This is a genomic window from Desulfatitalea tepidiphila, from assembly GCF_001293685.1.
Lineage (GTDB): Bacteria > Desulfobacterota > Desulfobacteria > Desulfobacterales > Desulfosarcinaceae > Desulfatitalea > Desulfatitalea tepidiphila.
The window spans coordinates 634,100-645,622 of sequence record NZ_BCAG01000006.1; the positions used below are offsets into that span (position 1 = coordinate 634,100).

Below are 11,523 nucleotides of genomic sequence, written 5' to 3' on the forward strand. Positions count from 1 at the left end.
AGCTCTGGGCCACACCCTAAAAGGAGCTTTTCATGACCAAGAAACGGAACCAAGATATCCAACCACAGTAAAGGATCAAGATAATGCACCCGTTGATTGATACAAAAATGGTCGAAACCATTCGGGCCCTCGGGCACACCTTTGACAATTTGCCCGAGCGCATCGAAACGATGAAAGCGATGAATCTACCGTTTGATCGCCCGGCGGAAAATGTGGTTATTATGGGCTGTCAAAATCTGAAAATGGTTCCCAATGCAGTTGAAAAATTCGCCCGAATACTGGAACGCGCAGGCGTTGATTTCACCTTTTTGTCCAAGGAATATTGCTGCGGCAATTATCTGTATCGTCCGGCAATCAAGGCAAAAGACGAAACGGCGATGGAAGAGTGTCACACGCTTTCAAAAGAATTTGTCGGCAACAACATCGAACAGGCGAAAAAGCTGGGGGCAAACCGAATCATTCTTTTCTGCTCGCCATGCTATCCAATCTATAAGTTTGCGTTTCCAGAGGAGAACATCATCTATTTTCCCGAGGTCCTGCTTGAGTCCATGGGCACTTTGGAATGCAATCAACAAATCGATTATTATGCCGGATGCTATAAGTTACACCGACGTTTTGCACCTGTTCCCGTGGATTTGAAATCAACGAATCAGGTCTTCGACAAGATCAAAGGGCTATCCGTAAACAGGATCAGCGCGCCTTCCTGTTGTTTTACACCTGCTGGCCTGGGGCACATGCTCGATCACGTTCAAGCCGACACCATGGTTCACATCTGCACCGGGTGCTATTCACAGGCCGTTGTCAATATGCCTGAAGATCGGCACGTGAATATTATGATGCTCCCCGAATTTATTGATATGATTCAGACCGCATAATGAAATTAGGCTTTGGGAGGATGTCCAAACTGTATTTGCTTTTCAAAACGAAAAATTGAGTCTGCCGAGAAGCGCGCTTCAAATCTGCAGATCACAGAACGGAACCGGGATGTTTTTTACATCTGAGGGGTTTTGGTGTGACACCGGCCATCTAATCCTGACTGGCCAGTGCCCAAGACAGACAAGGACACCCGCCCCCCTGACCCACTATTTCACGATGCACTTATCCTTTTTTTCGCTCAATATTCCCATCATTGCGTACATCCCGTTCCATTTGCGTCCTCATCTGGCAGCATCTCAAATGGCAACTCCACGGTATACCAGGTGTGACCACAACCGCCATCATCGATCAAATGAATCACTCGGCGCCGTTTAACCATAATGCCCCTCCATGGCACCTGTTCATAATCCGATAAAACCCTTGTCTTGCCGATCTTGTTACAATATGGACAGTACTTAATTGCCATCTGCGTTTCCTCCATTTAAAAATATGAACGCCTATAAAAGACGTCGTTCTTGAAAATTTATGCAACTTTATCTTCAAATAAACGATCAGCGGTCTCCTCAATAAACCATCGAAGTCCCCATGCATCATCGTAAATTATCTTCGCAAACTCTGATATTTCAGCTGGCGATGCTGTGGTCAACCAGTCAAGTTGCTTATCAGAATACTTGATATGCAGTTTTGGCAATCTTCCAACCATATTTTCAAATTCCATTGAATCATCACCGTATCGGTTTTTAAGTTCAGGCATTTTAAGATCCAAGACTCGTTTCAAATATTCATGGTTATCGTCTTCTTGTTTAATCACATACCGCACCCCCTGGTTATCCCAATAGAGTTGTATTTCTCCGAAAAAGCAGCAATCAATATAGATGGTGTGACCCCAGTCGTTCGTCGCCATAATCTCGTCATCGAATGTTTTCCAGGGCTTATAAAACGCTTCATTGAACGAATTGAAGTAAACGGTCCAGAAGGTATGGGCTAAAACGCGCTCTTTGGATGGCAATTGACCAAATGGCAGTTTTTCATCATCAGATACATCGATGGGCTCAAGATACTCTGGCAAACCAAATGTGAGTGTCTTTTCATCGATTTGGAAGAGACTGAATCCTAATGGATATCGCTGAAGGTATTGTACCAATGAAGACACTACAAGCTCGTCTGCTGCAGGGTTTTGAAGATCGCTGGTGTTCGTACCAGGTGCATATAGAATGATCCTTCTATCACAGTCATTTCCAATCCCGAAGGTGGCATCGATGATCTGATCAACAGCAGGTTCGCCAATTTTGAGGTCAATAAGAACTCTTATTGCCTCAGGGTCATTATCTTTCTTAACTTTTAATAGGATGCCTTCACGGTCGCCTTTTCGCTGGTACTTTTTTATGGGTTTAACTTCCGTGATTTTTGAAATACCGCTTTTTTCCAGCAGATCGTGTAAGGGTTGCGCCTCGGTAATGAGGTCTATTAGATCTCTAACGTTTTCATTTTTATTCTTGAAATTATGCATTTAGGTTTTCCTCCTTTTGGTCGATTTCTTTTTGAAGCAAGTCGCGAATATACGCTGATATTGTGACTTCCAGATTGTCGGTGATGTCGACCAACCGCTGATAACTATCCTCTGTGAGCAGCACTCCGACATTGCGAGTATAGAATTTTTTCCGCATGCTTAAATCCTCCTATGAATTGAAATTGTATTTGATTTATATTTTGTTCTGAATTTTTTAGAAGTTAGTGCGAGTCGGTAACTAAAAGATCCGAGCAAGAATCGAAACGAAATGATGAAATGGTAAAAAGCATCTAAGGAAACGCTGTTGGATTCTAAATCTGCTGTCGCATTATTCCTTCTTCATTTTTTCATTTAAAAAATTCCATGAACAACAAATTTTTTATTGAATCGAGGAAACCGCTAATTAGTTCTCAGTCAAATGGTTTTCTATGTAATTTCAAAGGGCTTGACAATTTTTAGATGTTACAGCTCAATTTTTTCTAAAGTTTCAGACAGACTAACCGAAAACACATTCTATAGTAGTGTAATTTTTAGATAAGCAAAGCTTTTGAAAACCATTTATAGGAATCGTAAACAGGAGGCAAAAATGATCAAAAAATCACACCGAAAAATACTTGAATCTGATCAACTCGGTCCATCTAAAAAAGAAATAAGTGAACGTTTTGTAAAATCAATTAAATTTGTTAACGAAGTATTTCAGTATCTATTTGAGGCTCCGGAAGGGCATTACATATGTTATCGATGCAATGCTAAAGGACCAATTAGTTACCCATATTCGAAGAGAAAAAACGAAGGTAGATTTTCAAGTATAAAAATCGGCGAAGGTTTCATGTCTTCGTACTGTGGAGTTTGCAACGGCACTGGTTTTGTGGATTTTGTGACAAACGCAAGAAGACCGACCACACAAACTCACTTGGATTATGGATTCTATATACCAACTACCGCGATTGATCTTGATGATAAGGAAATTGCCTCTACTATTTTTTATAATTTGTATAATGGCCATAACTATAAGGGCCTTAACTTAAATTTTAAAAAACCAAATTTCGATAGGATTAAAAATAAAAAAATTAAAAAATTTATCGAATATTTCGCAGAATACAAAAAGGCTCGTGATAAAAGAAAGAAATTCATTAACAAAAACTTTACTGATTTACAGAACAATTTATTGGAGTCTACTAAATATAGCAATTTTGAAAGAAATCAATATGAATGTTCCCATTGCAAATCTCAACCATTCGATATTTTACACAATGAAAATTATGACACAATCGATTTGACAATGTGTGGAAAATGTTATGGCAGAGGATACCAAAATAAGAATGATACACTTCCTATTTTTGACAAATATGTTTTAGAGCTTGAAAATCCCGATTATTCGAACAAAAAGAAAATGCTTAAGAGCATACTGTCCAACGCAGATTTATATTATCTTGCCTTGATGGTTAAACTTGATCAAATGAAAAATTCAGAAAAAAAATTGAAAAATAAAACTACCGCAGCCACAGTACCAGCTTAAAAATTAGAAAATCGAAAAGCGTTGCTTTTCCCAAAGTCGCTGCTGCTTTAAAAACTTTAATCTTGAGACGATGTAAGAAGATAAATAGATATGTGACCAATGATTAGCTGCTGATAAACTGTAAATGCCATCTCGGTGAGATTAAAAAATACGAAGTTATTTTAAAAACCTTTTTAATCTAATATTTAGAATAATAACAATATAGTAGTTGAAAAATTAAAAGATTAACGAAGATCTGAACTTTTATACTATATATATGCTTTTTTATATATTGTATTATTTTTATACTTTTGAGTATTTGGGATATAAAGTGAGTTAATCTTTTAATTTTCGTTGTAAGATGTTGGAATCAGTTTATTTATGGGATTAAAAACATTTTAATCCGTTTTAATTTTATTAATCTAAATCTGCGGGGATTATTATTTTTAGCAGCAAGCACCTTTGGGAAGAGCAACGCTCTTCATTTTTTTACTTTAATTTTCACACATCAAAATTCTCATCGGCACAAAATCCACTCAAATAAGCGAGAGATCATCCCAAGAATAATAGCTCAGGACAATCCCTCGTTTACTGCTGTAAATTCACGATTTCATTGTCAGGTGCAAATATCCGAAGTTGATTGGCGTGTCTACTCGAATTTGCAATCAGATATCCTTCAGATTCAAGCGCCTTTCGAAAATCAATTTTCGATGTCATTCGTTTTATGCCGGCGGATTCACAAAATTTTTGGTAAAGCTTATAGACCTCTTTTAGTGGAGCTGACCTGTCATCCGAGAAAATGATGTCACAATGGGATTCGATAAACTCACAAACGCTGTTGTTTTTTTGCTTGTACTGACTTTTCGATTTTCTCATGGAATCACTGACAGCGAATATAAAATCATGATCCCTTAACCGTCTGTACCCTTCAAGCGCCCAGTTAAATATCCCGGACAGTTCATTCATCAGCTTTCCGGTCAACTCCACATCCATTTCACTTTCGGTAAATTTTTTCGGAAATTCGATCACATGAATTCTTCTCCACATGCCATAGGTATTGTCTTCGATTTCAGGCAGTGTGTTCATTCCCAAATAGTGCTTGGCATAGGGTTTGAATTTCGATGGTTTCTTGTACACCTCCCGGCCTGTCACCCAATCACCAGCGACGACGGACTTGATCAGGTCGGTATTCATGCACCTGGCATTGGGCGTTTCCCCCGATACGTTGATCATTTTCCCGAATAGTTCTGGCAGATATTTTTCATCGTTCAAACGATTCAAGCTGATGTTAGCCACATTGTCCTTGCCACAGAGGCAGCTAATTACATCGATGAACACCGATTTTCCATTGCCACCATCACCGATTAAAAAGAATATGACCGCCTTGGGAATGGCCTTATGGAATGCATAACCGACCGCCTCCTGTACAAATAGGATTGTCGCTTTATCACCCATAAAAATTTCATTCAAGTATTGGAGCCACCTGGGACATTTGGCGCTGGGAGCATAATCATAGGGCAGTAGGTTGGTCGTAAATATTTCCGGATTATGCGGGACTAACTTGTACCGGGACAGGTCATACAAGCCATTTTGCATGGTCAGGTAACGGACCTGGTCTTCAAATGCCGTTTCGATATCGATCAGATCATTTCCAATGGCATAGTGGATAAAGTTCGCTTTCGATGCCGGCGTAAACAGCTCACGGTGCTTACCCAATTCGGCCTGACAGATATTATTCAACCGGTCATCGCTGCACTGTTCATAGCATTGGCCATTGTATCTGAAAAAAGCCCGCTCTTTTTCAAGGAATTTGAGCATATGCTTTTTATACATGAATTCTTGAAAGTTGACGATTTTAAGGGTGTATTTACTCTTGTCGTCTTTTTGCAGGGCACCTGATATGAATAGGGGATCCTGGCGCTCTTCTTCTGTTAGATGGGAAAACTCCTTGGCCTTTTCAATGCTGTGTTTCAGGTAGGCCTCTGGCGAGGAGTGTTCCCGATATTTGGCGCCGATGGCATAGTTTTCAAATATGACCTTGATTTGGCCAGCGTCAAAACCCTTATTTACCAAGGCAATGATAACCGCCTGGTCTGCCTCACTCCGGGACGGGTATGATCCATCCTTACCATGCAGGATCAGGTTTTTGATTTTATCCGATACCGGAAGTGAGGATATGTTTTTATCCCAATCCGAAGAGGGTGAATCATAGACGGTGGCCTGTGGTATCGCATTATCTTTGGGTTTGGGCTGAAAATCCATAAATGATTCGAACGCTTTCAGATCATAGGTCGGCCCCGAGTCATCAATTATAATTACAGGACGGGGATTGCCAGGGATCTTGAAGTTAAATGTCCCAGGAACGCGCAATATGCGGTTAATATTGTGCGTCCCACCATCAGCATGGATTTTACTTAAAATCGCCCTGTTGACGTTCTTAAGGTCATTTAGGCCTATTTTTAAAACCTCTGCCGGAAAGTCCAATATCCAATAGCAATGAAATCCGCCACCGCTGTGAATGACAAGTGACGCTGGTATTTCAAATGCCTTTATTGCAGTGAGCGCTTCATCATACGTATCGTATTCCGGCTTCTTTTTATGGCCATCATGTCCATAGTCGATCTCAGCATGAAAGGACGACAGGTAGTGTACATTTTCCTCTTTGCCTGCCTTTCCAACCCGTGGATTAACTCCAAAATAGACATCAAGACCTTGCTGGCATGCTCGATATGCTGCATCGACGGCGTCAGGTATTGTGTTGTGGTAGGATTGATATTTTGGTCCGTTGTAAAACCCGTCAATTTGGATTTCACCGCAGTCGTTCTGCATAGATGCTTCAAACAATCTGCTTAAAAAATGTGTTGCCGTGTTATTGAATTGCTCTTTGTCTGTGATCATGTTTTGAGGATTCATTACATTTCATCCTCCTCTCGATTGATATTGTTCAGCGCCGATGCCACTGCATCTCTGACCCATTCGGCCATACTGGTCTGTTGCTCGTCTGTAATCCGTTTAATCAGATCGAAGTGTTCCTGTGGCAGCGCCACGCTGAGGGATTTTGAAAATTGGCGTGTTCTCATGATGTTTCCTCCTGTAAATGAAATGAACAGCAATGATAATTGCTTTTGTATTGATTTGTTACCGCGAATGAAGCATGAAGTATTCAGTTGCAAACTCGTCCGTGCAAAAAAATGGGGCAACCCCCTGTTGGAGATCGCCCCGCCATTATTTTTCTTTAATTTTCTGCTTAAATATCCAACCCGTTTTGCTTGGGAATTGGAATACCCACGATCTTTTTAATCTCTTTTTTCCACCGGATCATCGGGTTGTCCTTGTGGCGCCGATAAATTGCCTTGATGATGGTTTCGGTTTGCCCCTGACGCACGTTATCGATGGCCTGTAGCATAACAGGGTCTGCATGCTTCTCTAAGCGGACCAGGTGGTTCATCGTACCGATCCATATCGAATGGGTCACATATGGCAACAAATCGCTTACAAGCGCGTCTATGTTGGCAGAATCGAGCATGGGCTCGACACTTACCGATGTTTGAAATCCGGCCTGGCAGGCGTAGATTAAACACTGCTTGCGCTCATCATAGCTTGGGGCATTCGGCTCCCAAAATGAAAGAATGCGATTATCGCGGGCGCCGATGGAAAAGCGAAATAGGATCTGATCTCTGTAGGAGCGAAGAAAAACGCACAGTTGCTCAATGCAGTTGAAATGAGGTTTGGATACGATCAAGATCTGATTGCCCGCTTGAACAAGCCGCCAAATGACGTTTTCACAAGCATCCAAGTTACTATCGGTAATATCATGTGTAGATGGGAACATGACCTGGCCAGGATATTTCTTATGAGACTTGTACACGTCCTTTTCCCGCACTCGTTCAAGCGGCCATTGTCCCACCGTCAGTTGTTTTCGACGAACGGCCATCTCTTTGGCATAACAATACAGACAATCATGGGAACAACCGGTGCAGCAATTTACAGTCTTTACTGACCACTCTTGCGTACCTTCACATTTTATCGATTTTTTAATCATTTTTTTTTCCTTTCAAAGTAAAATTAAAAGAGCCAATCCCCTTAAACGAAGATTGGCTCCTTAGCTCTGCCATCATGGCAAGGTTTCAAGTTTTAAAAATTTATCCGCTCAAGCTGCCGAATTTTTAAAAGTTTAAATTTTTAAATCTTCTCGACTTGAGCGGATAACGGATTGACCACCAACACCTCTTTACCCTCATAGATCGGATCCTGGATCGTTTCAGGAGCCGGCAACCCAATTGCATTTTCAAGCGTTGGCGTCGTGATATAGTAGCCGTAATAGCGGCTCTTGGGGGGCTTGGCACGCTCCAGCATACCCATCGTCACAAGAGCCATAAGATCGTTGCTCATGCTCGATAACGAAAATTGGGCATCGGATCTGCCTATCTTTTCGAATATCTTTTCTCGTGTGGCCCAATATCCAGAACCTTGTGCGATCGTGGACAGTTTTTCGACATCATCGTCTTTGGTCAACAAGGCGGTGCTGAGTTTGGCCATATTCAAGGTTTTGACCGCATCGAAAACCATCTTCTGACGGTCAGAAAAACGTGTCGACCCGACCAGTAGCATGCCATCTAGCAGCAAACGGCTGATGTGATATTCGACTTTTGTGGCAACAAGCGGCCCGTTGGACACCGGTTCCGTACCTTTTGCAATACCTGCATTTATTAGCCAGTAACGCACCTCATCTTCATCCGTACCGAACATTAAAGCCCCAAGCTCCGCCATCTCGACCGTGGGGGGATTACCGATGATGGCACAGATAGAAATCAGGTGTTTCAGAATCGTCAATTTTTCAACAGCATGATCACAACCACTTTCAATAAAAGCGGTTTCCAATTGCTGTTCGTAAGGAATAACCACCGGCTGTGGCTTCAACCTCTGAAAAGATTTTCGAAACTTAAATAGGGGCGAATGAATCAAGCCGTATCGCTCATATAGGTCAGGCATGCTTTGGGAAATTGCTCCCTGATTCCCAACGACAGGAATTTTCAAAACTGAAGGAAGGCTAAGCTCTTTACCAGGCGTGCCGCCGGTAATACCGAGCACTGACACACGCATCTCGGATCGATGCTCGGACAGGTCAACCTTGTATTTTCCTTTTGTTACCTCTTGCTGGACACTATATCCGCGGGTGAGAATCAGTTCCAAATCTCGAGATACCTTGCTAAAGCCATTTACTGTTGGACTAAGGATGCATTTGCCATCAAGTAGTCTCCCATGATCTATATATAGGTGTTCCTGTTTGAATTCCGGAAACTCGATGACCGCATCTTTCGGAACGATTCTTAAGCATTGATCCAGTAGTTGGACTGCTTCTTGAGCGTTATCGGGTTCGAGCATTGCAGAGATGGGGTGACCTAATCGGGCAGACAACATGCACATTGAAATGAGATTCGCTGCCTGAATATTTTCAGGGGTGATCCCAATGGACTGCAGGTGGCCCGATGCCCTATATTGGATCGGTTGAAGAGCACCATCGGGCCGTATAATTGGCCATTCGATGAACTGATGGATCGGATCGGAATGCCCCGCGAACACTGTCGGAAGGATATTCTTATCCGGTATAACGCCTGTGTTGGTTGCAGGCATATCAATTATAATGTCTTCATTCTGTACTTCATGACCCTTTGGGTCAACTTTTTGTGATTGTTTCATGATTGAAATTCCTTTCGCAAAAAAATGTAAACAAAAAGGCCGACCCGGAAATCGGATCGGCCCATAAACAAACAACTACATGCGGCTTGCCTTTATACCCTCATATGCATCACCTCCATTGCACCAAAAAATGCTTTTAAACGATTTATTCGTTTATGTAATTTTGTTGATACAATGCAGGATAGTTGTCGAAAACCATCTACCATTCTGTAATTATATTATAATTCGTATTTTTTTAGGGAGGGCATACAAGAATATTCGGTCACACTGTGATATCAAGTTCATTTCTTGTACGAGGATATTTTCGGTGGAAATGAAAAATGGGATTCAGCTGGAGTTTCACGATTTGAATGGTGTCAAATGGCCTCATCATCTTTATTCAAGTCTTTATTAGAATCTATATCCCGCTTTTCATTCTGCGATTGGTGTTCGTCATATCCGAAACAGCGCGCCCAATCCATTGAAGAAGAATCGTGTTTGTCATTTTCAGGGTTAAAATTTTTGATGGCATCAGCTATTGATTTGAATTCTCCGACCGGCGGTGAGTTTTGAGCAGAAAAGCTATCGGTTATTTTTTTCTTCTCATCGTTGATCATTTTATTCAGTTGCTTTTTTACATCATTACTTAGCTGTCGTGCACTCTTTATTTCATTTCTCAAATCCTCAAGGTGTTGCAATATACACTCTAGTTTCTCTTCATCATTTAGTTTTGGTTGCTCCGCTATTTCACAGTATATTTCTTCGAGATCCAGCAAGTTGGATTCGACAATTTCTTCGCAATTCGACTTTTTCAATTTATTAATCTCAAGATTAACTTTATTCAAACGTTCTTTAATTGATTCAACCCTTTCTTTGCTGTCAAGTTTTGGCTCCTTATTTAGTTCATTTTTAATTTGATTAAGTTTTGACCATATCGGATCTAATGCTTCTTCATAGAATGATTTTTTTTCTTTTGTAGTAATTTCATACATATTCATTTCAAGTTGATCCAAAATCAACTCGACATTTTTTCTACGATAATTAGCCGCATACTCAATTTTTTCTAAGTAATATTCAAACTCGCCTGGCTTCGGAGATTTATTTCCAGTGCTCTGAATCTCACCATCAAGCAGATTTTTTAAATGCCGCATCTCACTTGAATCGTTTTTATCAACTCTTGCAAAATCGGCCGTTTGCTTCAGGCACTCATTGGCAGACATTCCCTGTTTCAATAGTTTATAAAAATGATCACGGATGCCCGCTTGTCTGATATTTTCGAGGCGAAAACCCGAGTCTATGTTGTTCAGGCAGTTATCTATGTGATTATTCAATGATTCAGGAGTGTATCTTGATCCTGACTTCTTCTGTGGGAACAATGGCTTTTTTGGATAGAATCTGTGGCCAGCCTTTTTTAAGTGATTCATGTGATTTTGAACAATGGTCTTTACCCAATCTGAAATTGGAATCGGGGTTCCATTAACTGATATGGTGTTGCGAGCAATACCAGACTGGGATACGTCACCTATGTTTAATCCACGGACTTCATGATTTTTTAATGCGCACTTATGGCAAATTTCCGCCATATTGGCCAATACTTCACCATCGATGGTTGGGGTCTGCACCTGTCTAATCTTTTGAATGGCTTTTTGGATTTCAGCTGTTGTTAAACGGGTCCGGGCCATATGTCCTCCTTTCATGTATAAGCTTGAAGACGCCATTTTCCTAAATCCTGCGGGCAAGCAACAGCACCATCCAAATCTTCTATAAATCAGCCACTGTCTATAGCAGCTTACTCTTTTTTGCGACGATTGTCAGTGCCGATGACGGCAATTTTTACATAACAACCCAATATCACATTACATTTTTTACAATTTTTCGAAATCCTGCAAACACCAAACATAATCATACAAATACAAGACTCGGAAAATTGTGTCCAATGATCTCAATCGATGATGCCTGT

At 41.0% G+C, this 11,523-nt stretch carries 9 protein-coding genes; 2 read left to right on the top strand and 7 right to left on the bottom strand.

Translation table 11 applies throughout. The features are described from left to right. Window positions 1-83 precede the first annotated feature (83 nt). Entirely contained in the window at window positions 84-875 is a 792-nt protein-coding gene (locus DFT_RS22770; protein WP_054033639.1) for a heterodisulfide reductase-related iron-sulfur binding cluster, read from the top strand. Between the two features lie 524 nt (window positions 876-1,399). Here the strand turns inward: DFT_RS22770 and DFT_RS22780 are convergent. Both DFT_RS22780 and DFT_RS26395 read right to left on the bottom strand, forming a co-directional pair. Beyond that, window positions 1,400-2,386, bottom strand: a complete 987-nt coding sequence (locus DFT_RS22780; protein ID WP_054033645.1) for a hypothetical protein — start codon at window positions 2,384-2,386, stop codon at window positions 1,400-1,402. Continuing rightward, window positions 2,379-2,543 carry a hypothetical protein gene (locus DFT_RS26395; protein ID WP_161807234.1) on the bottom strand — a complete coding sequence of 55 codons (165 nt, stop codon included), beginning with the start codon at window positions 2,541-2,543 and terminating at the stop codon, window positions 2,379-2,381. Before DFT_RS26395 ends, DFT_RS22780 begins: the two co-directional genes overlap by 8 nt. Window positions 2,544-2,972: 429 nt before the next feature. Between DFT_RS26395 and DFT_RS22785 the strand changes: the two genes are divergently transcribed. Next, on the top strand, window positions 2,973-3,905 hold the full coding sequence (locus DFT_RS22785; RefSeq protein WP_054033647.1) for a hypothetical protein: 933 nt from the start codon (window positions 2,973-2,975) through the stop codon (window positions 3,903-3,905). A gap of 567 nt (window positions 3,906-4,472) precedes the next feature. Here the strand turns inward: DFT_RS22785 and DFT_RS22790 are convergent. From DFT_RS22790 to DFT_RS22805, 5 genes are all read right to left on the bottom strand, one after another. Continuing rightward, window positions 4,473-6,797 (bottom strand): DNA primase family protein, encoded by a 2,325-nt coding sequence (locus DFT_RS22790; RefSeq protein ID WP_054033648.1) that lies wholly within the window; start codon window positions 6,795-6,797, stop codon window positions 4,473-4,475. Next, window positions 6,797-6,964 carry a hypothetical protein gene (locus DFT_RS26400; protein ID WP_161807235.1) on the bottom strand — a complete coding sequence of 56 codons (168 nt, stop codon included), beginning with the start codon at window positions 6,962-6,964 and terminating at the stop codon, window positions 6,797-6,799. The genes DFT_RS22790 and DFT_RS26400 overlap by 1 nt, the downstream gene beginning before the upstream one ends. Window positions 6,965-7,131: 167 nt before the next feature. Then, window positions 7,132-7,926 (bottom strand): radical SAM family protein, encoded by a 795-nt coding sequence (locus DFT_RS22795; protein WP_054033650.1) that lies wholly within the window; start codon window positions 7,924-7,926, stop codon window positions 7,132-7,134. A gap of 140 nt (window positions 7,927-8,066) precedes the next feature. Further along, window positions 8,067-9,584: a hypothetical protein gene (locus DFT_RS22800; protein ID WP_054033652.1), complete on the bottom strand. Its 1,518-nt coding sequence runs from the start codon at window positions 9,582-9,584 to the stop codon at window positions 8,067-8,069. A gap of 356 nt (window positions 9,585-9,940) precedes the next feature. Next, on the bottom strand, window positions 9,941-11,245 hold the full coding sequence (locus DFT_RS22805; RefSeq protein ID WP_054033654.1) for a site-specific integrase: 1,305 nt from the start codon (window positions 11,243-11,245) through the stop codon (window positions 9,941-9,943). Between the last annotated feature and the right edge of the window lie 278 nt (window positions 11,246-11,523).